Annotated in this window: 19 protein-coding genes; 3 read left to right on the top strand and 16 right to left on the bottom strand. The window is 58.3% G+C overall.

Features of this window, described 5'->3' with window-relative positions:
• From ACZ89R_RS15175 to rpsU, 4 genes are all read right to left on the bottom strand, one after another.
• A complete protein-coding gene (locus ACZ89R_RS15175) occupies window positions 1-3,747 on the bottom strand; it encodes a bifunctional diguanylate cyclase/phosphodiesterase (RefSeq protein ID WP_429545370.1) in 3,747 nt (1,248 codons plus the stop codon).
• A 122-nt stretch (window positions 3,748-3,869) separates the two neighbouring features.
• Complete coding sequence (gene rpoD / locus ACZ89R_RS15170; RefSeq protein ID WP_123497377.1) at window positions 3,870-5,717, bottom strand: RNA polymerase sigma factor RpoD; 1,848 nt, start codon at window positions 5,715-5,717, stop codon at window positions 3,870-3,872.
• Window positions 5,718-5,784: 67 nt separating this feature from the next.
• Window positions 5,785-7,758, bottom strand: a complete 1,974-nt coding sequence (dnaG, locus tag ACZ89R_RS15165; RefSeq protein WP_429545371.1) for a DNA primase — start codon at window positions 7,756-7,758, stop codon at window positions 5,785-5,787.
• A gap of 481 nt (window positions 7,759-8,239) precedes the next feature.
• Window positions 8,240-8,455 (bottom strand): 30S ribosomal protein S21, encoded by a 216-nt coding sequence (rpsU, locus tag ACZ89R_RS15160; protein WP_002551877.1) that lies wholly within the window; start codon window positions 8,453-8,455, stop codon window positions 8,240-8,242.
• Window positions 8,456-8,654: 199 nt separating this feature from the next.
• Here rpsU and tsaD point away from each other — a divergent pair, with 199 nt between their 5' ends.
• Window positions 8,655-9,680, top strand: coding sequence for a tRNA (adenosine(37)-N6)-threonylcarbamoyltransferase complex transferase subunit TsaD (gene tsaD / locus ACZ89R_RS15155; RefSeq protein WP_192344796.1), 1,026 nt, complete (start codon window positions 8,655-8,657; stop codon window positions 9,678-9,680).
• A gap of 23 nt (window positions 9,681-9,703) precedes the next feature.
• Here the strand turns inward: tsaD and plsY are convergent, their stop codons facing one another.
• Entirely contained in the window at window positions 9,704-10,273 is a 570-nt protein-coding gene (plsY, locus tag ACZ89R_RS15150; protein WP_429545372.1) for a glycerol-3-phosphate 1-O-acyltransferase PlsY, read from the bottom strand.
• Window positions 10,274-10,347: 74 nt separating this feature from the next.
• Here plsY and folB point away from each other — a divergent pair, with 74 nt between their 5' ends.
• Together folB and folK are read left to right on the top strand one after the other, a co-directional pair.
• On the top strand, window positions 10,348-10,704 hold the full coding sequence (gene folB / locus ACZ89R_RS15145; protein WP_123497385.1) for a dihydroneopterin aldolase: 357 nt from the start codon (window positions 10,348-10,350) through the stop codon (window positions 10,702-10,704).
• Window positions 10,695-11,213 carry a 2-amino-4-hydroxy-6-hydroxymethyldihydropteridine diphosphokinase gene (gene folK / locus ACZ89R_RS15140; protein WP_429545373.1) on the top strand — a complete coding sequence of 173 codons (519 nt, stop codon included), beginning with the start codon at window positions 10,695-10,697 and terminating at the stop codon, window positions 11,211-11,213. The genes folB and folK overlap by 10 nt, the downstream gene beginning before the upstream one ends.
• 84 nt (window positions 11,214-11,297) lie before the next feature.
• Here folK and ACZ89R_RS15135 read toward each other — a convergent pair whose 3' ends face one another.
• From ACZ89R_RS15135 to ACZ89R_RS15085, 11 genes are all read right to left on the bottom strand, one after another.
• Window positions 11,298-12,521, bottom strand: a complete 1,224-nt coding sequence (locus tag ACZ89R_RS15135) for a multifunctional CCA addition/repair protein (protein ID WP_429545374.1) — start codon at window positions 12,519-12,521, stop codon at window positions 11,298-11,300.
• Window positions 12,522-12,585: 64 nt separating this feature from the next.
• On the bottom strand, window positions 12,586-14,148 hold the full coding sequence (locus tag ACZ89R_RS15130; protein WP_007904256.1) for a SpoVR family protein: 1,563 nt from the start codon (window positions 14,146-14,148) through the stop codon (window positions 12,586-12,588).
• Window positions 14,145-15,416, bottom strand: coding sequence for a YeaH/YhbH family protein (locus ACZ89R_RS15125; protein WP_192344792.1), 1,272 nt, complete (start codon window positions 15,414-15,416; stop codon window positions 14,145-14,147). Before ACZ89R_RS15125 ends, ACZ89R_RS15130 begins: the two co-directional genes overlap by 4 nt.
• 202 nt (window positions 15,417-15,618) lie before the next feature.
• Window positions 15,619-17,541 carry a PrkA family serine protein kinase gene (locus ACZ89R_RS15120; RefSeq protein ID WP_007904259.1) on the bottom strand — a complete coding sequence of 641 codons (1,923 nt, stop codon included), beginning with the start codon at window positions 17,539-17,541 and terminating at the stop codon, window positions 15,619-15,621.
• 297 nt (window positions 17,542-17,838) lie between these two features.
• Window positions 17,839-18,168 (bottom strand): thiosulfate sulfurtransferase GlpE, encoded by a 330-nt coding sequence (gene glpE, locus ACZ89R_RS15115; RefSeq protein WP_007904261.1) that lies wholly within the window; start codon window positions 18,166-18,168, stop codon window positions 17,839-17,841.
• 33 nt (window positions 18,169-18,201) lie between these two features.
• On the bottom strand, window positions 18,202-19,083 hold the full coding sequence (locus ACZ89R_RS15110) for a symmetrical bis(5'-nucleosyl)-tetraphosphatase (RefSeq protein WP_429545375.1): 882 nt from the start codon (window positions 19,081-19,083) through the stop codon (window positions 18,202-18,204).
• On the bottom strand, window positions 19,083-19,463 hold the full coding sequence (gene apaG / locus ACZ89R_RS15105; RefSeq protein ID WP_123497395.1) for a Co2+/Mg2+ efflux protein ApaG: 381 nt from the start codon (window positions 19,461-19,463) through the stop codon (window positions 19,083-19,085). Before apaG ends, ACZ89R_RS15110 begins: the two co-directional genes overlap by 1 nt.
• 115 nt (window positions 19,464-19,578) lie before the next feature.
• Window positions 19,579-20,397 (bottom strand): 16S rRNA (adenine(1518)-N(6)/adenine(1519)-N(6))-dimethyltransferase RsmA, encoded by an 819-nt coding sequence (gene rsmA, locus ACZ89R_RS15100; protein WP_008067426.1) that lies wholly within the window; start codon window positions 20,395-20,397, stop codon window positions 19,579-19,581.
• Window positions 20,394-21,383 carry a 4-hydroxythreonine-4-phosphate dehydrogenase PdxA gene (gene pdxA / locus ACZ89R_RS15095; RefSeq protein WP_429545376.1) on the bottom strand — a complete coding sequence of 330 codons (990 nt, stop codon included), beginning with the start codon at window positions 21,381-21,383 and terminating at the stop codon, window positions 20,394-20,396. Before pdxA ends, rsmA begins: the two co-directional genes overlap by 4 nt.
• On the bottom strand, window positions 21,380-22,696 hold the full coding sequence (surA, locus tag ACZ89R_RS15090; RefSeq protein WP_429375952.1) for a peptidylprolyl isomerase SurA: 1,317 nt from the start codon (window positions 22,694-22,696) through the stop codon (window positions 21,380-21,382). Before surA ends, pdxA begins: the two co-directional genes overlap by 4 nt.
• Complete coding sequence (locus ACZ89R_RS15085; RefSeq protein WP_429545377.1) at window positions 22,677-25,478, bottom strand: LPS-assembly protein LptD; 2,802 nt, start codon at window positions 25,476-25,478, stop codon at window positions 22,677-22,679. Before ACZ89R_RS15085 ends, surA begins: the two co-directional genes overlap by 20 nt.
• Window positions 25,479-25,512: the final 34 nt, after the last annotated feature.

Raw genomic sequence — 25,512 nt, 5'->3', positions numbered from 1 at the left:
TTATAGCGATGGTTTCTCGGCTGTGCTATCCGAAAAATCCAATATGGCTGTACGAAGAAACGTCGCGGCGAATTCGTCCGGTGGCAAGGGCAGGCTGACGATGTAACCCTGGACCTGTTCGCAGCCTTCGGCGGTGAGAAATTGCTGCTGCGCCTGGGTTTCGACGCCCTCGGCGATGACGGTGAATTGCATGCTGCGGCCCAGGGCGATGATTGCGCGAACAATGGCCGCGTCGTGTGGGTCGTCGGGCAGGCCGCGGACGAAGGATTGGTCGATCTTGAGGATGTCCAGCGGCAGGCGTTTAAGGTAGCTCAGGGACGAATAGCCGGTGCCGAAATCATCGATCGCCAGTTGCACACCCAGGCGTTTGAGTTGATGCAGCACCGCCAGCGCTTCTTCGGCCTGGCTCATGATGAAGTTTTCAGTGATTTCCAGTTGCAGGAAGCCGGGATTGAGGTGGTTGTCTTTGAGTAATTGCTCGATCCGGCCGAGCAGGTTCGGCTGACGCAGTTGCGCGCCTGCGAGGTTGACTGAGAGTGGGCCCAGGCACTCATAGACCTGATTCCACTCGTACATCTGTCGGCAGGCTGTCTCAAGTACCCAATCGCCGATTTGCAGAATCATGCCGTTTTCTTCAGCCAGGGGAATGAAGTGCTCGGGAGGTACATCGCCAAAAGTGGGGTGATGCCAGCGGATCAGCGCTTCGGCACCCACCACTCGATGGTCATTCAGACTGATTTTGGGCTGGTAGTACAAAAACAGCTCATTGCGCTCGATGGCGCGCCGCAGTTCATGTTCTAGCGCCACGCGCTCACTGGCTTGGGCGGTGAGGTCGCGGGTGTAGCTTTCAACCCGGTTACGACCCTTGGCCTTGGAACGATACATCGCTGCATCGGCGTTCTTGACCAGCGTGGCGACGTCGCAGCCGTCCTTGGGGTACAGGCTGGTGCCGATGCTGGCGCTGATGAAAAACTCGTGTTCACCGGCCTGGAAAGGGGCGGCGAAGCAGTTCAACAGCTTGGTGGCAATGTTGTCGGCATCGCTGGATTGTTGCAGGCCCGGGAGCAGAATGATGAATTCATCGCCACCCAGCCGCGCCACGGTATCGATATCGCGCAGCTGCTCCTTGAGGCGCACGGCGATGCCTTTGAGCAGCAGATCGCCGACCGGGTGGCCGAGGCTGTCGTTGATGTGCTTGAAGCGGTCCAGGTCAAGGAACAGCACTGCGCCTTGGCCGCCGTTTTCCTGCTGGCTGTTCAGTGCGGTCAGCAGCCGACTCTCGAATAATGTGCGGTTTGGCAGGCCGGTCAGCGGGTCGTGGTGCGCCTGGTAGTCGAGTTTGGCCTGAGCATGCTTGAGGCTGGAAATGTCAGCGAACACCGCAACAAAGTGGGTGATGAATTTGTCCCGGTTGCGCACTGCGCTGATAGTCAGCCAGCTCGGGTAGAGCTCGCCATTCTTGCGCCTGTTGGAAATCTCGCCCTGCCAATGACCGTCGGCGGTCAACTGATGCCACATCGCCGCATAAAATGCGCTGTCATGCAGGCCCGAGGCGAGCAGGCGAGGAGTATGGCCCAGCGCTTCGCTCTCGCTGTAGCCGGTTATTTCGGTGAATGCACGATTGACCGCACTGATGTGCTGCTGGGTGTCGGTGATCAATACACCCTCGGCAGTGCTCTCGAACACTGTGGCGGCCTGCTGCAGTTTCTCCTGCATCAGATGCCGCTCGGTAATGTCCCGGGCAATGGTCAACATGCAGTCTTCATCGCCGATGGGCAACGGCCGGCTTGAAACCTCACAAAGCCGGATCTGCCCGTCTTTGCGGCGGATGTGGCAACTGAAGTCGCGCACAAAACCATCCCGGTGCAACAGCTCGAGCATCTGCTTGCGTTCGTTGAGATTGACCCAGATCCCCAGGTCCAGGGCCGATCGATCCACGGACATCGCGCTGTTGAAACCGGTAATACGGCTGAAGCCTTCGTTGACTTCCAACAGCAAACCGTCGCTCTGCCGGGACAAGAGCAAGCCGTCGGGAGACGCATGAAAGGCTTTGGCGAATTTCTCTTCGGAGGTTTGCAGTTGTTGCTGGGTCTCTTTGAGCTGACTGATGTCCCGCACGACGACCACCAGGGCCGGGGTCGTATCGAGATCGAAAGGCTCGGCGGAAATCAGGCCGGTAAACACCTGGCCATTGCTGCGGCGAAAGGGCATCTCCAGGTTGCGGATGCTGCCGGCCTGCAAACGCTGCAACAAACCTGGGCCCACGCCGGGTACGCCCCAGATGTTCAGGTCGGTGGCGGTCTGGCCTATGACGTCTTCGGCCTTGAGACCGATCTGTTCTTCGAACGCTTCGTTGACTTCCAGCAGACAACCGTCGGAAAGCCGGGCGATCACCAGAATATCCGGGCATTGCTGGAACACTGAAGCGAACTTCTGTTCCGACAGGCGCAACGCCTCTTCGGTGCGCTTGGCTTCGCTGATGTCGATCATCAGCCCGCGCAGTACCGGTTCATGGGCGTGCTCGATCAGGCTGACGATATCGCGGACCCACAGGCAGCGGCCGTCGGCGGTGATGACCCGGTAATCGACGCTGTGATCGCGCCCGGCTGCCACTTCACGGTCGCAGAAGGTTTGGGCCCGGGTCAGATCCGCCGGGTGGATGATGTTGCGCCAGAAGCCCGGAATCAGCCAGTGGGGCAATGGGTAACCAAGGAGCTCCTCAGCATGAGGTGACACGTAGCTGTAGGTGTAATCGCTGATCCGGGCTTCCCAGGCGATGGCCGAAAGACTCTCCACCAGCCCGCGATAATGGTATTCGCTGCTGCGCAGCTCCTGTTCCAGAGCGACCCGACGGGCAATTTCCGAACTGAGTCGGCGGTTGATCCGGATAACCACTGCCAGCACGATCATCAGAAACAGTAATCCAGGCAGGCCGTAAATCAGCACGTCGAGCCAGATGGTTCGATGGTCCAGGACGTTACCGACCCAATGTTCCTGGATAGCACTGATTTCACTGGGGGTCATGTCTGCCAGGACTTTGTCCAGGATGCTGACCAACAGCTTGTTGTTCGGTGGCACGGCCATCGCCAATTGGTAGCGATAGGGTGTTTCACCGCTGACGTAAAGCCCGTCGAGCTTGAGCTGGCGCAGGCTCCAGACACTGGAGGCGAGATCGCCTACTACGGCGTCGACGGCGTCGGTGGCGAGCGCTTGCAGCGCCGAGCTGACGTTGGGCATCGCCACCAGATTCAGGTCGGGATGGCGGGTGCGCAATAGTTCATGGGGGGCGTAGTTTTCCACCACGGCGATCTTCAGCCCGTACAGGTCTTCGAGTTTGCGCGGTTGGGGGCCTCCGACGTGAGCCAGAATGACAATCGGAAAGTCGAGATAGGGGCGGGTGAACGACAGATACGTCTGACGCTCGGGAGTCGACATAATGCCCGGCAAGATGTCTAGCTTGCCTTGTTTGGCCTGCTGCAAGACTTCAGTCCAGCTGACCGGCTCGATGGGCGTGAGTTTGATGGCCAGCCGTTGACGGATGACGTTGATGTAGTCCGCTGCCAGGCCCTGATAACGCCCGTGCTCGTCGCGAAACTCAAACGGCGGCCAGGACGCGTCCACGCCCAGGCGCAGTTCCGGATGAGCCGTTAGCCAGCTACGTTCTTCGTCGGTCAGAGTCAACGCGCCAGCCGTTGCGGTCCAGGTCATCAGCGACAGCAAAAAAAACACGGTCGGCCATCTGGGCATAACGGTCTCGTTACGGCTTGGGGGAATGCTTCGAGTGTAGACGGGCTATGCGGCGGGGGGGATGTACGGGGCATTTAATCTGCATAAAGCAAAACCCCCGGCCTGGGCCGGGGGTTCTGTGATCACTCGTCGAGGAAGGAGCGCAAATGCTCGCTTCTCGTCGGGTGGCGCAGCTTGCGCAGCGCCTTGGCTTCGATCTGACGAATCCGTTCACGGGTCACGTCGAACTGCTTACCAACCTCCTCAAGGGTGTGGTCGGTATTCATGTCGATACCGAAGCGCATGCGCAGAACCTTGGCTTCACGGGCAGTGAGGCCGGACAGGACTTCGCGAGTCGCTTCTTTAAGGCTCTCAACAGTGGCGACATCGATTGGCGACTGCATGGTCGAGTCTTCGATGAAGTCACCCAGATGAGAATCTTCGTCATCACCGATCGGGGTTTCCATGGAGATCGGCTCTTTAGCGATCTTCAATACCTTGCGGATCTTGTCCTCAGGCATTTCCATGCGTTCGCCCAGCTCTTCCGGGGTCGGTTCGCGACCCATTTCCTGCAGCATTTGCCGGGAAATACGGTTGAGCTTGTTGATCGTCTCGATCATGTGCACCGGAATACGGATGGTGCGGGCCTGGTCGGCGATCGAGCGAGTGATCGCCTGACGGATCCACCAGGTGGCATAAGTCGAGAATTTGTAGCCGCGGCGGTATTCGAACTTGTCTACCGCTTTCATCAGACCGATGTTGCCTTCCTGGATCAGATCGAGGAATTGCAGGCCACGGTTGGTGTACTTCTTGGCGATGGAGATCACCAGACGCAAGTTCGCTTCGACCATCTCTTTCTTCGCGCGGCGGGCCTTGGCCTCACCGATCGACATGCGACGGTTGATGTCCTTGATCTCGGCGATCGTCAAACCGGTTTCGGTTTGCAGCGCGGTCAGCTTCTGCTGGCAACGAATGATGTCCGGTTGCAGACGACCAATGGCTTCAGCGTATTTGCTTTTGCCTTTGGCCAGTGCGTCGGTCCAGCTTTCGTCGACTTCGTTGCCCGGGAACTGGCGCAGGAAGTCGGCACGCGGCATGCGGGCATCACGTACGCAAAGTTGCATGATCGCGCGCTCTTGCTGACGCAGACGATCCAGGGCACTGCGAACACGCTCGACCAGGCCTTCGAATTGCTTCGGCACCAGTTTGATCGGCATGAACAGCTCAGCCAGGACTACCAGCTCGGCAATTGCCAGCTTGTTGCCACGACCGTGCTTTTTCAGGGCCTTGCGGGTGATTTCCATCTGATCGGCGACAGCGCCAAAGCGCTGTGCGGCGATGACCGGATCCGGACCGCTTTCGGCTTCTTCTTCGTCATCGCTCGCTTCGGCGTCATCGTCGTCGGTGTCGTCGTCCGCTTTCACGGCTTTCGGGTCGACAGGCGGTGGCACTTCGGCTGCAGGCGGCGCAATGCCGTCGTCCGGGTCGATATAACCGCTCAGGACGTCGGACAGGCGGCCACCTTCGGTGGTGACGCGAGTGTACTCGGAGAGAATATGGTCAACCGTGCCAGGGAAGTGCGCAATTGCGCCCATCACTTCGCGGATGCCCTCTTCAATACGTTTGGCGATTTCGATTTCGCCTTCACGTGTGAGGAGCTCTACCGTACCCATTTCACGCATGTACATGCGCACTGGGTCGGTGGTGCGACCAATGTCGGTCTCGACCGCTGCCAACGCTGCTGCTGCCTCTTCGGCCGCGGCTTCGTCGGTATCGGCGTCGGCCAGCATAAGGGAATCCTTATCTGGCGCAACCTCGAATACGTTGATCCCCATGTCATTAATCATGCGGATGATGTCTTCCACCTGTTCCGGATCTGAAATATCCTCCGGCAGGTGGTCGTTGACCTCCGCGTAAGTCAGGTAGCCCTGCTCACGACCAAGTGTGATCAACTCTTTGATACGAGACTGCTGTTGCGCTTTTCCGGACATAACACCCTATCCACTGAAGGTCTTGGCGGGCAAAAAACAAGCCGAGGATTATACCTGAGCTATGACCTCACGCGCCAGTTGAGGTCGGGCTTGATGCGGAAACATTGCGACTTAAAAGGTCGCGCAGTTGATTTTTCTCTTCGGTGCTCAATTCACTTTGACGTGCTTTTCGAAGAAGTTGTTCCAGGTTTCGCTCGCGTTGGCGGGCTGACAAGCTAGTAATGGTGTCGAAAAACTGTTGTTCAAGGTTATCTCCATCAATCAGCCATTCCTTTTCTGCCAGCGCTTTGAGCAGTCGGCCTTGTTCGGTGCCGTGCCAGCGCGCAATCAGTTGAAATGAGTTTAGCTTGGGATTCTTCTGTACGGCTTCGAGCAGGGCGACCAACAGTTGTGTGTTGGTATGGTCCTCGGCAGCGAAGTGCCCGGCATCCTCGACTTTCTCAGCCAGTTGCGGGTGATGCAGCAACGTGCGCAAGGCGGCCAGGGTAGGTGGCTCTACAGCGGCCGGAATCCGTGGCGCACGCGGTTGATCGCGATCACCGCCGCGTTTGCCATTCTTGTCCCACGGCTTCTTGTCCCATTTCTTGCCGCCTGCGCCAGGCTTCTTCGGCGTCCACTCCTGCTGCGGCGCGTACATCTCTTGTGCCTGCGGCTGATGGTAGTCGCTGTAATCCGGCATGGCGTCGTAATCGATGCCTGGATCGTAAGCGGGTGGGGCTTCCTGAGGCTGAGGCGTGCTTTGCAACAGTTGGCTCACGGCTTCACCGCTAAGCCCGGTAATTTCGCTCAGGCGCTGGCGCATCAAGATACGCAGGTTGGCGCCCGGGACTTTGTCGATCAGCGGCGCGGCGAGGGTGGCCATATGGGCCTTGCCTTCGAGGGAGCGCGGGTCCGATTCTTCGGTCAGCTGTTGAAAAAAGTAATCGGCCAGCGGCTGGGCGTGCTGATTGATCCGTGCGCGGAAGGCGTCAGTGCCCTCGGAGCGGACCAGGGTATCCGGATCTTCGCCTTCAGGCAGGAACAGAAAGCGCGCCCGACGTCCGTCTTGCAGGCATGGCAGGGTTGCCTCCAGTGCCCGCCAGGCGGCATTTCGGCCCGCCTGGTCACCATCAAAGCAGAACAGCACGCTGGGCACGACGCGAAACAGGCGCTTCATGTGTTCTTCGCTGGTGGCGGTGCCCAGTGTTGCGACGGCATTGCGCAGGCCTTGCTGGGCGAGGGCGATGACGTCCATGTAGCCTTCGACGACGATGATTTCGTCGAGGTTGCGATTGTTCTTGCGTGCTTCATAAAGGCCGTAGAGTTCCTGGCCCTTATGGAAAACCGGAGTTTCGGGTGAATTCAGGTATTTCGGCTTGTCGTCGCCCAGCACCCGGCCGCCAAAGGCAATGATGCGCCCACGACTGTCGCGGATCGGGAACATCACGCGATCGCGGAAGCGGTCATAGCGCTTGCCGGTTTCGGCGTTCTCGATCAACAGGCCGGCATCGATCATGGCTTTTTGCTGCAGGGTATCGCTGCTCAAGTGCTTGTACAGATTGTCCCAGCCAGGCGGGGCAAAACCGAGACCGAAATCCCGGGCGATTTCACCCGTTAGTCCACGACCCTTCAAATAATCCACGGCGGCTTTGCGCGACGGATGGCTTTTCAGGGCTTGACGATAAAAGTCGGCGGCGGCGGTGAGTAGCGGATACAGCGGCGAATCAGTAGGCTGGCGCGGTTTGTGCGCCCGACCGCTTTCTTCGCGGGGAATTTCCATGCCGGCGGCTTTGGCCAGTTCTTCGACAGCCTGGACAAAATCCAGATTGTCGTGGTCCATCATGAAACCGAGGGCGTTACCGCCAGCGCCGCAGCCGAAACAGTAGTAGAACTGTTTGTCGGGGCTGACGCTGAAGGAAGGGGTTTTCTCTTTGTGGAACGGGCAGCAGGCAGTGTAGTTCTTGCCAGCTTTTTTCATTTGCAGGCGCGAGCTGACCACGTCGACGATGTCGGTGCGGTTCAGAAGGTCGTCAATGAAGCTCTGGGGAATTAGCCCGGCCATGGCGTTCTCGTCATCTGCGCTGAAATGGACCCAAAACGAAGGGCGGCCAAACGCGGGTCGTTGTTCGAGGCACGCAGGGTGTGCGGCTCGACCTGTGTCGTCTGCGTATCGCTGTCGGGAAGTGTATCTGCCGAAAATCCACTGACGTTAATACCAATCAGTATTCGACTATTTGAAAGTGTTTCGCTGAATCCGGCGACGGCCAGTCATTGGCCTCGGATAGCTCATAAGCGGGCACGCAAGAAGGTGCCTTGGGCTGATCGTCGTGAGAGGAATCAGTGGGTGTGCTCGTCAGTAGCCTTGGAAGGCTCGTCAGAAAAGACGTGCACCGCTGGCAAAAGAGCCAGGTCTGACGCTGTGAAGCAGATTTGTCTCGGTCGCGTCTGCGGCTTTGACGGTGAAGCATCAAGCGTTGTCCGCAAATGCCATTAGCCCGGCTGAGGGCCGGGCTTGGCAGAAGCTTGCTACGATCGTCTGTGTATTAGTACAGACGAACGGCGCGGCGCTGTTCGCGCTGAACTTTCTTGGCGTGACGCTTAACAGCGGCTGCTGCTTTACGCTTACGCTCAGAAGTTGGCTTCTCGTAAAATTCGCGGCTACGAACTTCAGCCAGTACACCGGCTTTTTCGCAGGAGCGCTTGAAACGACGCAGAGCTACGTCGAAGGGTTCGTTCTCTTTTACTTTGACGGCTGGCATCCAGAGCTACCTTCATTCATTACCGGGGTCAACATCCTCGCGGCAAAAGAGCACTTGAAGACGTCGGTTTTTAAGGGTTGCGGATGTTAACCCCTCATCGCTCGGAATGCAAAGCCTCTGATCGAAAACCGCTGGTAGGGGCATCACGCGACGACTATTATGCGCGCCTTCGAATTCAGCCTCTACAAGGCGCAAACCCATGCTAGTACTGGGATTAGAAACCTCTTGCGACGAAACCGGTGTCGCACTTTACGACAGTGAGCGCGGGTTGTTGGCCGACGCGCTGTTCAGTCAGATCGATCTGCATCGTGCCTATGGCGGCGTGGTGCCGGAGCTCGCGTCGCGTGATCACGTCAAACGCATGCTGCCCTTGATTCGTCAGGTCCTGGCCGAGGCCGACTGCGTGCCGACCGAGATCGACGCCATCGCTTATACCGCGGGTCCTGGCCTGGTCGGAGCCTTGCTGGTAGGGGCTTCCTGCGCCCAGGCGCTGGCGTTTGCCTGGGGCATTCCGGCCTTGGGCGTGCACCACATGGAAGGTCACTTGCTGGCGCCGATGCTGGAGCCGCAACCACCGGAGTTTCCGTTCGTCGCTTTGTTGGTGTCAGGTGGTCATACACAGCTGGTTCAGGTCGATGGGATCGGCCAATACACGCTCTTGGGCGAGACCCTCGACGATGCGGCCGGCGAAGCGTTCGACAAGACCGCGAAGATGATGGGCCTGAATTATCCGGGCGGCCCGGAGATCGCGCGTCTGGCGGAGCAGGGCGTTGCAGGACGTTTCACTTTTCCGCGTCCGATGTGTGATCGTCCAGGCTTGGCTTTCAGCTTCAGTGGCCTGAAAACCTTCGCCCTGAACACCTGGCAGCAGAGCGTCAGCGCCGGGGACGACAGCGAGCAAGCCCGTTGCGACATCTCACTGGCGTTCCAGCAGGCCGTGGTGGAGACTTTGACCATCAAGTGCAAGCGTGCCCTGAAACAGGCGGGTCTCAAGCGTCTGGTGATCGCAGGGGGCGTCAGCGCCAACAAAGCACTGCGGGTTTCACTGGAAAAAATGCTCGGCGACATGAAGGGCGATGTGTTTTATGCCCGTCCGGAGTTCTGCACCGATAATGGCGCGATGATTGCGTTTGCCGGTTGTCAGCGCTTGCAGGCCGGCCAGCATGAAAGCCTGGCGATCAGCGTGCAGGCGCGCTGGCCGATGGAGCAGTTGTCGGCGCTGTGATGAGCGGCGCTCATGTGCGGTATTTAAAAATGCCGTTCGCGCCCGGCAAACAGGTCGCGTAGATTGCCGCGATGACGCCAGACGATCAGGCCTGTGAGCGCGCTCATGGGCAGTAATGCCGCTGGTTCTTGCCAGGCAAGCAGTGGCAAGGTCAATGGTGTGGCAATCAGGGCTGCGAGTGAGCTGGTGCGGGTCAGGTAGAACGTCAGCGACCAGACACAGACCGCCAGCAGCGCGGCGGGCGGGTAGAGCCCCAGCAGCATGCCAGCCGCGGTGGCGACACCCTTGCCACCGCGAAAGCGGAAGTACAGCGGAAACAGGTGACCGATAACGGCGCAGACGCCAATCCAGGCCTGTTGTTGCGGTGAAAGGCCTACTGCACCTGCGATCAATACGGGTAGCAGACCTTTGTTCAGGTCGCCGAGCAAGGTCAGGATGGCGAGTTTCTTGCCGGCCAGACGCAACATGTTGGTGGCACCGGCATTGCCCGAGCCACTCATTCGCGGATCGGGGTTGCCGGTCAGGCGGCTGAGCAAAATGGCGAAGGACAGAGAGCCGAGCAGGTAGGCGAGGATCGCCAGTAACCAAAACATGCTAACTATTCCGGGCGAGGACGCCCTGATTCTAACGGCGCATTGCGCCCTTGTCGTGCAGTGGAGAGAAGTGCTTGGACAGAGTGTTTATCGAGGGCCTGGAAGTCGACACCGTCATCGGTGCCTACGACTGGGAACGAGGCATCCGACAGTGTCTGCGACTTGATCTGAGCTTCGCCTGGGACAATCGTCCGGCCGCCGCCGGTGATGACCTGGCCCTGGCGCTCGACTACGCGAGCGTTTCGTCGCGCATTCAGGCGTTTGCCGAGCAGGCGCAGTTCCTGCTGGTGGAGACCTTTGCCGAGCGTCTGGCGCAAGTACTGATGAGCGAATTCAAGATCACCTGGATGCGCCTCAAACTGACCAAGCCAGGTGCCATCCCGGCTGCCACGGGTGGTGTGGGCGTGGAGATCGAGCGCGGATGTCGCTGACTCAGGTATACCTCGGGCTCGGTAGCAATATCGAGCGCGAAGCCCATTTGCAGGCAGGCCTGGATGCCCTGGCGGGTTTCTTGGTGGATATTCGCTGTTCGGCGGTATTCGAAAGCCAGGCGGTGGGGATCAAGAGCGGGCCGTTTTTTAACTTTGTGGTCTCGGCCTTCACCGATCTGCCGCTGATGGAGCTGGATCGACGGTTGAAATTCATCGAGGCGGATAACGGCCGTTACGCGCCGGACCGCAAGGGCTTGCCGCTGGATATCGACGTGCTGCTCTTCGGCGATCTGGTGGGCAATTTCGATGGCTTGATCTTGCCGCGGGCAGAGATTCTGAAAAATGCCTTCGTGCTTTGGCCGTTGTCGCTGATTGCGCCGGATCGTGTGCATCCGGGCGTAGGCAAGAGCTTTGCAACCCTGTGGGAAGAAGCGCAGATCGATCAGGTGTTGGCGCCAGTGGCCTTTGAGTGGCGCGGCGAGCAGTTGACCCCTTCCGATATGCTGTAAAGCAAAAAGATCGCAGCCTACGGCAGCTCCTACAGGGGTTACCATTTCTCGGAGCTGCCGAAGGCTGCGATCTTTTGATCTGGCTTATGCTTGATCTTTGTAAGCCTTCAACGCCCTGAGCCGCTCGCCCTTGATCTCCTCGCCCAATTCCGATCCCTTGAACCCCTTCTCCAGCAACGGCTGAACGGCAACACTTCGCGCCGCAGTTGCCGCGCCCCGTAAATAATCCGCCTGTGGATAACTTCTCTGCTCCAGGCCTTTACGCCCTCGAGCGTCCATCTCGCACGCCGCGATAAATTCTTCAAAGCGCTGAGGTCGACGATAGACGTCGAAACTCTGCAACAACTCCAGCAAGGTCGACGGTTTCAGCTCCAGAGCACGATGGCCATGGGTGTGATACTTGCCCACTAGCAGCGCCAGCTCCTGACAGTCTTTCGGTGCCCTGAAGCGCTCATTGACCGCTTTGATCAGCTTCAGGCCTTTGTGCTCGTGGGCGATGTGGCGGGGCCATTCTTCCTCGGGCGTCAAACCTTTGCCCAAGTCATGCAGCAAGCAGGCCCAGCGTACGGTCAGCGGTTGTTTGTGCAGCGCCGCTTGCTCCAGCACGCTCAGGGTATGCACGCCCGTATCGATTTCGGGGTGATGGGCTTCGGGTTGCGGTACACCGAACAGCGCGTCGACTTCCGGCATCAGTACCTTGAGCGCGCCGCACTCGCGCAGCACCTCAATGAATACTTGGGGTTGGTCTTCCATCAGCGCGCGGGCGATTTCTTTCCAACTGCGTTCGGGCGTCAATGCCTCCAATTCACCGGATTCGCTGAGTTGACGCATCAGCTCCAATGTCTCGGGGGCGACGGTGAAACCCAGTTCCGCATAACGCGCGGCAAAGCGGGCAACGCGTAGAACACGGAGAGGATCTTCGGCGAACGCGGGGGAAACGTGACGCAGCAAGCGAGCCTCGAGGTCCCGTTGACCGTGGTAAGGGTCAGTCAGGTTCTGTTGATCGTCCTCGGCCATGGCGTTGATCGTCAGGTCGCGGCGAATCAGATCTTCTTCGAGGGTGACATCAGGGCTGGCGTGAAAGATGAAGCCGCCGTAGCCGCGCCCGTTTTTGCGTTCGGTGCGGGCGAGGGCGTATTCCTCACCGCTTTTGGGGTGAAGAAAAACCGGGAAGTCCGCGCCCACCGGACGAAAGCCCTTGGCGAGCATTTCTTCGGTGGTGGCGCCTACAACGACCCAGTCGATATCGATGACAGGTTTGCCCAGCAGGCGATCGCGGACCGCACCGCCGACTTTATAAATCTGCATAAAAAACCTCCGTTAGCCCGACAGAATAACCTTTGCGTCGAACTTCCGGAGGCAGAAAACAGGATCAAAGATGAATGACTGCCAAGTCCAGCCGGCCGTAATCCCCCTCGCCATGCTCGCTTCTGGGCGGAACATGGTGAGTTTTCATCACCTGATCCCCTTGCAGGGTTTCCAGGTGGATGTCGAAGCCCCAGAGGCGGTGCAGGTGCTTGAGCACTTCATCAGTGGAATCGCCCAGCGGTTTGCGGTCGTGTTGTTGGTGGCGCAAGGTCAGGGAGCGGTCGCCACGTCGGTCGATGCTGTAGATCTGTATGTTGGGTTCGCGATTGCCCAGGTTGTATTGCGCCGCCAGGGTTTCACGAATGGTTCGATAGCCGTCTTCGTCGTGTATCGCCGGAACCAGCAGATCGTCCTTCTGATCGTCATCGAGGATGCTGAACAGCTTGAGGTCGCGGATCACCTTGGGTGACAGGTACTGCAGGATGAAACTCTCGTCCTTGAAGCTGCTCATGGCGAATTTGATGCTGGACAGCCAGTCGGTTCCGGCGATTTCCGGAAACCAGCGATAGTCCTCTTCGGTGGGGTGTTCGCATATCCGGCGGATATCGCGATACATGGCAAAACCCAGGGTGTAGGGGTTGATGCCGCTGTAATAGGGGCTGTCGAAACCGGGCTGGAAGACCACGCTGGTATGGGACGTCAGGAACTCCATCATGAAACCATCGGTGACCAGGCCTTCGTCGTACAGGTCGTTCATCAGCGTGTAATGCCAGAAGGTGGCCCAACCTTCGTTCATCACCTGGGTCTGACGCTGTGGATAAAAATACTGGGCGATCTTGCGTACGATCCGCACAATTTCGCGCTGCCAGGGCTCCAACAACGGTGCGTGTTTTTCGATGAAATACAGGATGTTTTCCTGAGGTTCGGCGGGGAAGCGTGCATTGTCCTTGTCGCTGTACTTGTCCGCGCCTTTTGGAATGGTCCGCCACAAATCGTTGATCTGCTTCTGCAGATGCTCTTCCCGATCCTTCTGCCGACGGCGTTCTTCTTCGGCGGAAATCGGATACGGGCGTTTGTACCGGTCTACCCCGTAATTCATCAGCGCATGGCAGGAGTCGAGCAAGTCCTCTACCGCGTCGATGCCGTGGCGTTCTTCGCACTGCATGATGTACTGCTTGGCGAACACCAGGTAATCGATGATCGAACTGGCGTCGGTCCAGGTGCGGAACAGGTAGTTGCCTTTGAAGAAACTGTTATGGCCATAGCAGGCGTGAGCCACCACCAGCGCTTGCATGCAGATGGTGTTTTCTTCCATCAGATAGGCAATGCAGGGGTCCGAGTTGATCACAATCTCGTAGGCCAGCCCCATCTGGCCGCGACTGTAGGATTTTTCGGTGCTGAGGAAGTGTTTGCCATAGGACCAATGGTGATAACCCAAGGGCATGCCGACAGAGGCATAGGCGTCCATCATCTGCTCGGCAGTGATCACTTCGATCTGGTTGGGATACGTATCCAGCGCGTAGCGGGCCGCGAGACGACTGATTTCGCGGTCGTAGGCCTGGATCAGCTCGAATGTCCATTCGGAGCCGGTGGAAATGGGTTGGCGCTTCTGCTCTTTGGCGGTCATGTCACTAACCTGCGCTGGAAGAGTTCACGAAAGACCGGATAGATATCCCCGGCCGAGACCAGTTGCTGCTGGGCAAAAGTGTCAGAGAAGGCTTCGGCGATGCGTTCGTACTCGAACCACAAGGCCTGGTGTTCGCGCGGGGTAATCTCAACATAAGTGTAGTACTGCACGAACGGCATGATCTGATTGATCAGGATGTCGCGGCAGATCGGCGAATCATCATTCCAGTTGTCACCGTCGGACGCCTGGGCGGCATAGATATTCCATTCGTTGCTCGGATAACGCTCGGCCATAATCTCTTGCATCAGTTTCAGGGCGCTGGAGACTATCGTGCCGCCGGTTTCCCGGGAATAGAAAAACTCCTCCTCATCCACTTCACGGGCGCTGGTGTGGTGGCGGATGAACACGACGTCGATTTTGTCGTAGTTGCGCTTGAGGAACAGGTACAGCAGGATGAAGAAGCGTTTGGCGATGTCCTTGGTCGCCTGGGTCATGGAGCCGGACACGTCCATCAAGCAGAACATTACGGCTTTGGAACTGGGGTTCGGCTGCTTGATCAGCAGGTTGTACTTGAGGTCGAAGGTGTCGAGAAACGGCACTCGGTGAATGCGCGCGCTGAGCTTCTCGATTTCTGCTTCGAGATCCTGGATATCGCCGAAGTTGTCCGGTTCTTCCCGTTTAAGTCGCAGCAGTTCCTCTTTGACTTCGCGCAATTTCGCCCGGCTGCTGCCGGACAAGGCGATGCGTCGGGCATGGGCCGAACGCAGCGTGCGGATAATGTTGATCCGTGACGGGTTGCCCTCGTTGCTGATACCGGCGCGTACGGTCTTGAAAGTGTCGGTGCCGGTCAGGTGGCGTTTTACCAGGTTAGGCAGTTCAAGGTCCTCGAACATGAATTCGAGGAATTCCTCCTGGGTAATCTGGAAGACGAACTCGTCCATCCCTTCACCCGTGTTGCCGGCCTTGCCGGGGCCTCTGCCGCCGCCACCTCCCGGCGGACGGGCAATGTGCTCGCCGCTGGTGAATTCCTTGTTGCCGGGGTGCACGATGGTTTGCTTGCCGCCACGACCGTGGTGAAGCACCGGCTCGTCGATGTCGCGGCCGGGAATGCTGATCTGCTCGCCGTGTTCCATATCGGTAATGGAGCGCCGGCTGACCGCCTCTTCGACAGCCTTTTTGATGTGATCACGGTAGCGCCGCAGAAACCGCTGACGGTTCACCGTGCTCTTGTTCTTGCCATTGAGACGTCGGTCGATCACATAGCTCATGACTGCTCCTTAGAAGCTGTCCTGAAAGGGGCGAGCGTTAACGCAGCATAAGGCCAGTGCCGGAGGGTGTACACGCTCCCCTCAAGCGCTTTGATGCTGCCTGAACCTCGCTACCGCATTTCGGACACCTCCAGAGGCCTGTGTAACAGAAAAAGCGTAAACAGGCCTCGGGCTAACGACAACCGGTCTGACCGGCAGCGGGTTACTGTGATTTTCTGACCCGCAAGTACCACTCGGACAGCAGTCGTACCTGTTTGTCGGTGTAGCCCCGCTCGACCATCCGTGTGACGAAGTCATTGTGCTTCTGCTGGTCCTCTTTGCTGGCCTTGGCGTTGAAGCTGATGACCGGCAGCAAATCCTCGGTGTTGGAGAACATTTTCTTCTCGATGACCACCCGCAGTTTTTCGTAGCTGAGCCAGGTTGGGTTCTTGCCGTTGTTATTGGCTCGGGCGCGCAGTACGAAGTTGACGATTTCGTTGCGGAAATCCTTCGGATTGCTGATGCCAGCCGGTTTTTCGATCTTCTCCAGTTCTTCGTTCAGGGCTACGCGGTTGAGGATCTCGCCGGTTTCCGGATCGCGGTATTCCTGATCCTGAATCCAGAAGTCGGCGTACAGCACGTAGCGATCGAAGATGTTCTGGCCGTACTCGCTGTAAGATTCGAGGTAGGCAGTCTGGATCTCCTTGCCGATGAACTCGATATAACGCGGCGCCAGGTACTCTTTCAAGAAGCGCAGATAGCGTTCCCGGGTCTCGGCCTGGAACTGTTCCTGTTCGATCTGCTGTTCCAGTACGTAAAGCAGATGTACCGGGTTGGCGGCGATTTCGTGCGGATCGAAGTTGAAGACCTTCGACAGAATCTTGAAGGCGAAGCGGGTCGACAGACCGTTCATGCCTTCGTCGACACCCGCAGCGTCGCGGTATTCCTGGATCGACTTGGCCTTCGGATCGGTGTCCTTGAGGTTTTCGCCGTCATACACGCGCATCTTGGAATAGATGTTGGAGTTTTCCGGCTCCTTGAGGCGCGAGAGTACGGTGAATTGTGCGAGCATTTTCAGGGTATCGGGCGCGCAATGGGCCTTGGCCAGCGAGCTGTTGAACAGAAGCTTGTCGTAGATCTTCACCTCGTCGCTGACGCGCAGGCAGTACGGCACTTTGACGATATAGATCCGGTCGATGAATGCTTCGTTGTTTTTGTTGTTGCGGAAGGTGTGCCATTCCGACTCGTTGGAGTGAGCCAGCAGGATCCCGGTAAACGGAATCGCCCCCAAACCTTCGGTACTGTTGTAGTTGCCTTCCTGGGTGGCCGTCAGCAATGGGTGCAGCACCTTGATCGGTGCCTTGAACATTTCGACGAACTCCATCAAGCCTTGGTTGGCCCGGCACAGCGCCCCCGAGTAGCTATAGGCATCAGCGTCGTTCTGCGGGAACTCTTCCAGTTTGCGAATATCGACCTTGCCCACCAGTGCCGAGATGTCCTGGTTGTTTTCATCTCCCGGCTCGGTTTTCGCCACCGCGATCTGGTTGAGGATCGACGGATAGAGTTTCACTACGCGGAACTGGCTGATGTCACCGCCGAATTCGGCCAGGCGCTTGGTGGCCCATGGCGACATGATGGTATTGAGATAGCGCCGGGGAATGCCGAAGTCTTCCTCGAGGATCGCGCCATCTTCGGTGGCGTTGAACAGACCCAAAGGCGACTCGAAAACCGGCGAGCCCTTGATTGCGTAGAAGGGCACTTTCTCGATCAGTTGTTTGAGCTTTTCGGCCAGGGACGACTTACCGCCACCGACAGGGCCGAGCAGGTAGAGGATCTGTTTCTTCTCTTCCAGACCCTGGGCCGCATGGCGGAAATACGACACGATCTGGTCGATGCATTCTTCCATCCCATGGAAGTCTTCAAAGGCCGGATAGCGGCGGATCACCTTGTTGGAAAAAATTCGCGACAGCCTCGAATTGGTCGAGGTGTCGAGCAGCTCCGGTTCTCCGATGGCCAGCAAGAGACGCTCGGCGGCGGAAACGTAGGCGCTGCGGTCCTTTTTGCACAGCTCCAGGTACTCCTGCAGAGAGAGTTCTTCCTGGCGCGTGGACTCGAAGCGTTGTTGGAAGTGGCTAAAGATACTCATGACGTCACCTCGCTCGATACGTGGAGCCGACGCCGGATCACTCAGTCGATGCTGGCAGCAACCGAACAGGCAGTTGCTGTTTACCCCCCAGAACTCTCTCGGAGCTGACGACTCCGAAAGCTACTCCCGATGACCCGCGCGCCGGTGTACCGGCTCTCCCCTGTTTTGGATGGCCTGCGCTTAAGGATAGTTGGGAATTCGGAAGGTAAATGCAAGATGCGTAATAAGTTGTGGCAGACCGTTCGTCTGTCACCGCGCTAGCCCGCGGGGACCGGGGCTTGCGCGCATTGAAAAAAATTATTCGGAAGTGCCTTGCGCCGTTTCCGAAGGATAGGTCGTACGCCACAACTCGAAACCGCCATCCATGCTATAGACGTCGGAGAAGCCTTGGCTGACTAGATAGGCAGCAGCGCCCTGGCTGGAATTGCCGTGATAGCAGACCACTACCGTCGGCGCGTCCAGGTCAGCGCCCTGAATGAAAGCATGCAGAGAATGATTGTCCAGATGCTTCGAACCGGCGATGTGCAGTGCGGCAAACGTTGCCGGGTCACGGACATCGACCACCACCGCGCCTTGTTCGCGCAGGGCCTGGGCCTGTTCTGGGGGGATACGTTTGAATTCGCTCATGGCGGGCTCCTGTGGCTCGGCTGAAAGCGCAGTCTAGCGCGGGGCGCTGGCTGACGTTTGTTCGGGGATAGAGGCGGCGACTGGCGGCCGGGTATTACCTCGGGCGTCGCATTTACATTGCAGGCGCTCACCGGTGTCGACGTTCATCAGGGTCATGGCGCCACCCCAGACGCAACCGGTGTCGAGCGCAAACAGACCTGGCTCGTTGCACTGGCCTTCGAGCGCCGCCCAGTGGCCGAAGATGATCTTCAGGCCTTTGGTCTTGCGCTCCTTGTGGGCAAACCATGGCGCATAACCCGGCGGTGCGGTGTCGATGCCTTCCTTGCCCTTGAGGTCGAGTTTGCCGTCGCTGGTGCAAAAACGCATCCGGGTGAAATAGTTGGTGATGACTCTCAGGCGAGCCGCGCCTTTGAGATCGTTGTCCCATTTCACCGGTTCATTGCCATACATGCCGTCAAGGTAAGGCGCGAAGCGATTGTCATCGTGCAGGGCGTCTTCGACTTCGGCGGCGCACTTCAAGGCTTTGCGCAGCGACCATTGCGGCGGGATGCCGGCATGGACCAGGGCGATATCGCGCTGCTCGTCGTAATGCATGAGCTTTTGTTGCCGAACCCACTCCAGAAGCTCCCCGCAATCGGGTGCTTCAAGAATCTCGCGAAGCGTGTCGGCCTTCTTCAGGCGTTCGATGTTTTGCCCGACCGCCAGCAAGTGCAGGTCGTGGTTGCCGAGTACGCACACCAGCGATTCGCGGATGCTATAAAGGAAGCGCAAGGTCTCCAGCGACTGTGGGCCACGGTTGATGAGGTCACCCACCAGCCACAAGCGATCCTTTGCCGGGTCGAAAGCGACTTGCTTGAGCAGGCATTGCAGCGGCTTAAGGCAGCCTTGCAAATCGCCGACTGCATACGTCGCCATCAGTGCAGGGCTCCGGGTACTGCCAAGCGAAACGGAGCGATGACGGCGTCGAAGTGTTTACCGTCGTCGGCGACCATCTCATAAGTGCCCTGCATCGTACCGACTTTGGACGTCATGACAGTGCCGCTGCTGTAGGTGTGGCTCTTGCCCACGTCGATCAACGGCTGTTGGCCGACGACGCCTGCACCACGAACCTCCTCGACATGCCCGTCACCGTCGGTGATCACCCAATGCCGCGACAGCAGCTTGGCCGGTAACTCGCCATTGTTCTGCACGGTGATGGTGTAGGCGAAGGCAAAGCGATTTTGCTCGGGTTGCGATTGTTCTGCCAGATAGCGGGTGACGACGCTGACGTCGACCTGATAACGAGGATCGGACATGCAAAAGGCCTTAGAAACGAAGCGGGACGCGGGGCATAGCTGATAGAACTCAGTCTAGGCCAAGTATCGGGTAGTAAACCAGAGTGGCGTCCTACCCGATAGCGCTCATCGCCTTTCAGTCGGTGGCAGGCTTGTGTAGGACTTGTTCGCTGAGCTTGTCGGCCAGGCGAACGAAGGCCGCCAGATCGAGCTGCTCGGGGCGTAGGCTGCCATCGACGCCGGCGGCTTCGATTTCAGCGTTGCTCAGCAACAATTTCAGCGTGTTGCGCAGGGTTTTACGGCGCTGGTTGAAGGCTTCGCGCACGACGCGCTCCAGCAGTTTGTGATCTTTGGCTGGATGCGGCAGTACCGCGTGAGGCACCAGGCGCACGATGGCCGAGTCGACTTTCGGCGGCGGATTGAATGCGCCCGGGCCGACGTTGAATAGATGTTCGACCCGGCAATGGTACTGAACCATGATCGACAGGCGACCCCAGTCACCGCCACCAGGCCCCGCCGCCAGACGTTCGACCACTTCTTTTTGCAGCATGAAGTGCATGTCACGAATCAGGCTTGCGTTGTGTAGCAGATGAAAAATCAGCGGTGTAGAGATGTTGTACGGCAGGTTGCCGACCACTCGCAGGCTGTTCGGCGCGGCGTTCAGGCTGTTGAAGTCGAACTTCAGCGCGTCACCCTGATGCAGGTGGAAATTGCTCTTGCTGGCGAACTGCTGGTTGAGGATCGGGATCAGGTCCTTGTCCAGCTCCACCACGTCCAGTTGGGCGCCGCTGTTGAGCAGGCCTTCGGTCAATGCGCCCTGGCCCGGGCCGATTTCCAGCAGACGGTCTTCGGGTTTGGCGTGAATGGAACGCAGGATGCGATCGATAACGCCGGCATCGTGCAGGAAGTTCTGGCCGAAGCGCTTGCGCGCCCGGTGTTGGTAATGCTCGGTCATAAACGGGTCTCGGCCATCTGATAGGCGGTTTCCAGGGCGACTTGCAGGCTGCCGGTATCAATTTTGCCGCTGCCGGCCAGATCCAGGGCGGTGCCATGGTCGACCGAAGTGCGGATGATCGGCAAGCCAAGGGTCACGTTGACTGCCGCGCCGAAGCCTTTGTATTTCAGCACGGGCAGGCCCTGATCGTGGTACATCGCCAGCACCGCGTCGCAGTGCTCCAGATATTTGGGGGTAAACAGAGTGTCGGCGGGCAGGGGACCGCGAAGGTCCATGCCCTCGCCGCGCAGGCGCTCTAATGTGGGTTCGATGATGTCGATTTCTTCATGGCCCAGGTGACCGCCTTCACCGGCATGCGGGTTGAGACCGCAAACCAGGATGCGTGGCTGGGCGATGCCGAATTTTTCTTGCAGGTCGGCGTACAGGATCCGCGTGACCCGTTCCAGACGCTCCGGCGTGATTGCATCAGCAATCTCGCGAAGGGGCAGGTGAGTAGTAACCAGCGCTACGCGCAAGCCGCGGGTGGCGAGCATCATCACCACTTGCGCGGTATGAGTCAGGTCAGCGAGAAATTCCGTGTGCCCGGAAAAGGCGATTCCGGATTCATTGATCACACCTTTGTGCACTGGGGCGGTGATCATGCCGGCGAAATGCCCGTCCAGGCAGCCCTGGCCAGCACGCGTCAGGGTTTCCAGAACGAAAGCCGCATTGGCTTTGTCCAGTTGCCCGGCGATGACCTTGGTGTTAAGCGGCGTATCCCACACATACAGGCTGTTGGCCGGTGCGGGAGAATCCGGCCAGCTGTCCGGCGTTACCGACAGCAGATCAACAACCACGCCCAACTGCGCGGCCCGCTCGATGAGCAGGTCGCGGCTGGTAATGGCAATCAGAGGGTGTGGCTGAGCTTGCGAGGCGAGCAGCAGGCACAGGTCGGGACCTATGCCGGCCGGTTCGCCGGGGGTCAACGCGAAACGCTTGGGTTTCACTGCGTTGCCTGGTCTGCACCAGGAAGCTTGATTTCTACATACGCTTCGTCACGGATCTGACGCAGCCAGGTTTGCAGCTCTTCATCGTATTTGCGGTTACGCAGTACGGTCATCGCTTGCTGTTCGCGTGCCTGGCTGGTGCTGTCGGTGGCGCGGCGGCCAAGGACTTCCAGAACGTGCCAGCCATATTGAGTCTGGAACGGCTTGGACAGCTGACCTTGTGGGGTCTTGGCCATCACTTCGCGGAATTCCGGCACCAATGCATTCGGGTCGATCCAGTTCAGATCGCCGCCGTTGAGGGCGGAACCCGGGTCTTCCGAGAAGCTTTTCGCCAGCTCGCCGAAATCTTCGCCCGCTTCGATACGGGAATAGAGCGAATCAGCCAGAGCCTTGGTTTTTGCTTCGTCGCGGATCGGGCTTGGTTTGACCAGGATGTGACGCACATGCACTTCGTCACGCACCTGGGCTTCGCCGCCACGCTTGTCGAGGATCTTCAGAATGATGAAGCCGCCCGGGGTACGCATAGGCTGGGTAATGTCGCCAACAGCCATGGTGCTCAGCAGGCGATCGAACGGAGGTGGCAGTTGAGCAGCTTTACGCCAGCCCATGTCGCCGCCTTCCAGTGCGGTTTCGCTGGCGGATTTGGCGATTGCCAACTGACCGAAGTCAGCGCCTTGCTTGAGTTGCTGGTAAACCGCGTCGGCTTGTTTGGCTGCATTCTGAATCGCGTCGGAGTTGGCGCTTTCCGGCGTAGGAATCAGGATGTTGGCCAGACGGAACTCTTCGGACAGCTGCATCTTGCCCAGGTCGGACGCCAGGAAGTTCTTCACCTCCTGCTCGGACACCTGGATGCGTTCAGCTACACGGCGCTGACGCACACGGCTGATGATCATTTCGCGGCGGATCTGGTCACGAGCGTCGTCATAAGACAGGCCGTCGCGAGACAAAGCGGAGCGGAATTGTTCAATCGACATGTTGTTGCGCTGGGCAATGGTGCCGACAGCCTGGTTCAGTTCTTCATCGGTAATGCGAATGCCGGAACGCTCGCCGATCTGCAGTTGCAGGTTTTCGACGATCAGACGCTCGAGCACCTGCTGATCCAGCACGCCGGCAGGCGGTACGGCAGCCCCGCGTTTGGCGATGGTTTGCTGAACTTCGTGAACACGCTGGTCCAGTTGGCTCTGCATGACCACGTCGTTGTCGACGATAGCCACCACTTTATCGATGGACTGTACCGCGGCGTTGGCCGCGGTACCCAGGAACAGCGCGCCCAGCATCAGCGGGCGCAGACAATCAGAAAGCTTGGTCTTCACGTTCACGATAACCTTGGATGCCTTTGTCGAGGAAGCTCTCTACCTTGGCGCCAGTGAGGCCGCCGAGTCCCTTCAGAACAATTTGGAGGAAGACGCCGTGGTCGCCTTTTTCGTTTTCCGGGGCGTTCTGACTGAACTCGTCATAGCTGACCCAGTAACGGTTGATCAGGCGCAATTTCCAGCAGCAGTTGTCGTATTCGAAACCACCGAAGGCTTCCAGAGTACGGTTGCGGTTGTAGTCATACTGCCAGCGGCTGATGGCGTTCCACTGCGGCACGATCGGCCAGATCACCGAGAAGTCGTGCTGCTTGATCTTGTAGTAGTCCTTCACATAGCCAGGAGTGCCCGGAGTACCGTAGTCACCGCCGCCTACCGACCATTTACCGGTGTTCTGGTCATAACGGACCTGGTCATTGCGATAGCGATAACCGGCGTTGATGACCTTGTTCGGGTTGTCTTCAGGCTGGTAGTGGAACATCGCGCTACCCGAGCGAGGGCTGCGGCTGTCCGGGTCCCAGTTGTAATCGGCGGTGGTGCGCCAATCGCGGTTCCAGCGGTATTCGTATTCCAGCGCATAAGGCGAAACACTGGATTTTGCATCGTCGCGGGTTTTCGCATCGATACCTGGCAACTGTACTTCGCGGTCCTTGAAGTACAAGGCTTGGCCGACACTGATGCGTTGACGTTCGAAGCCGTTATCTTCAATCCAGCGGTTGGTCACGCCCAGCGACAGCTTGTTCTCGTCGCCGACACGGTCGGAGCCGGAGAAGCGGTTGTCGCGGAACAGCGAGGCGTAGTTGAAGGTGTATTCGCTAGTGTCGAATACCGGAATGTCTTCCTGGTCTGTCTCAGGTACATAGAGATAGAACAGGCGCGGTTCCAGGGTCTGACGGTAGTTTTTTCCGAACCAGGAAGTGTTGCGGTCAAAGTACAGGCCGCTGTCGATGCTGGCGATCGGTACTCCACGGTTCTGGTTGCTGCTGAACGTGCCGTTGACCCTGTCCTGCTCCGCGCTTTGCGAAGCAATGTCGCTTTTGCCCCTGCCGTCCAGATCCAGTTGATACTGCGTGTACTGGTACTTGAGCGATGGCTTGAGGAAGCCATACGTCCAGTTCAGCGGCAGACTGACACCTGGTTTGAGATTCAAACGGTCGCCGTTGGCGCGTGCCAGACCAAAGATGTTGTTATCCAGACGTGGCTCGGTGGTAATCCCGTCCTCCTGGACGAATGCTCCACTCTTCAAGTCGCGATCAAAGCGAACGATCTCGGTCTCGTAATCGAAGTTCAAACCTTCCGGATGATACGGCAGCTGCCCATTGAAGGTGATCTGCGGCAAACGATCATAAGGCGTGATGTTCGAAACGGTCGCCAGCTGATAAGCCTGGGCATTCAAACGAGCGGTGTAGCTGTCGCCACGATAGGTGACAGAACCTTGCTGATTCACGAAATCGGCACTTTTCACACCAATCTGATCAGTCTGCAAATCCTGGAAGTAATACGGATCGCTGATCTTGGTGTAATCGACCTGAGTCAATACGCGCGAGTCCAGGCCACCCTTGTGCTGCCAGTTGTACATGTAGCGGGTTTTTTCGTAGTCAGTCTGCAGCTTGCGATCGTCGTTCTCGTCGTTGAGGTACGCGGCGCCGAACTGACCTTCGCTGGACTTGGTCAGGTAGCGGAACTCGCCTTCCATCAACAGGCCGCGCTTGCTCATATAGCGCGGGTACAACGTGGCATCGTAGTTCGGTGCCAGGTTGAAGTAGTACGGGGTGACCAGCAGGAAGCCGGTATCGCTGCCGGTGCCAATGGTCGGTGGCAGGAAGCCGGACTGACGACGGTCGTCGATCGGGAAGTAGATGTACGGCGTGTACAGAACCGGAATGTCCTTGACCCGCAGCGTCACGTTGGTCGCAGTACCGAAACCGGTCGCCGGGTTCAACGTGATGTTGTTGCCCTTGAGCTGCCAGGCGTTGCTGTCCGGTTCACACGTGGTGTACGTACCATCCTTGAGGCGGATGATCGCGTTCTCGGCCCGTTTGGCATATAGCGCGTTACCGCGGATACGCGATTTGTGCATCACGTATTCAGCGTTGTCGACTTTGGCTTCACCCGTGTCGAGCTGCACGTCGGCGTGGTCGCCCACGATCAGTGCGCCGTTGTCGCGAACACGCACGTTGCCGCTCAGTTCGCCACGGCTCTCGGCCTGGTACAGGTTCGCTTCGTCGGCTTCTACCTGCATGCTGCCCTGACGCATAACGACGTCACCGGCCAGAGTAGCGACCTGCTCATCCTGCTTATAGCGAGAGGCTTTGGCACCGAGAAAGGTCGGAGCGTCACTTTTACTCGTCTTGTCATTCATGCCAGGACGAATCGGTTCGATATAGGAACCAGAGCAGTAAGGACCGGTTTCGGCCAATTGCGCTGCGGTGAGCTTCTCGCGCGGAACCCAGTCGAGGTGGCTGTAGTCTTCACTACGCGACTTCAAGCCGCGACCCTTGGACTCCGTAACCAGCACGGGTTTGGCGCCAGTATCTGCGCTGGAGCTGGTGTCTGCCGCGGCTTCGCCAGTGGCGGAAACTGCGCTGCCATCATGGACGGGGCGTGGCGGCAATGCAGCGGCCGGTGCCTTTGGCGCACAGTCCCAGGCACCCGAAGCAGAGACTGAGCAGTCATACTGTTCCGCAGCGACCACGAACGAAGTGGCTAGAGGTTGCAGGGCCAGCAGACTGCCGGTAACCAACAACGGAAATTTTTTACGAAACGCGGGGGATTTCAATGCCATCTTATTAGTCCGGGCTTCCTGCGTGCCATCTGCC

This window comes from Pseudomonas sp. TE3728, from assembly GCF_056279145.1.
This window is presented reverse-complemented; position numbering and strand designations above follow the sequence as displayed.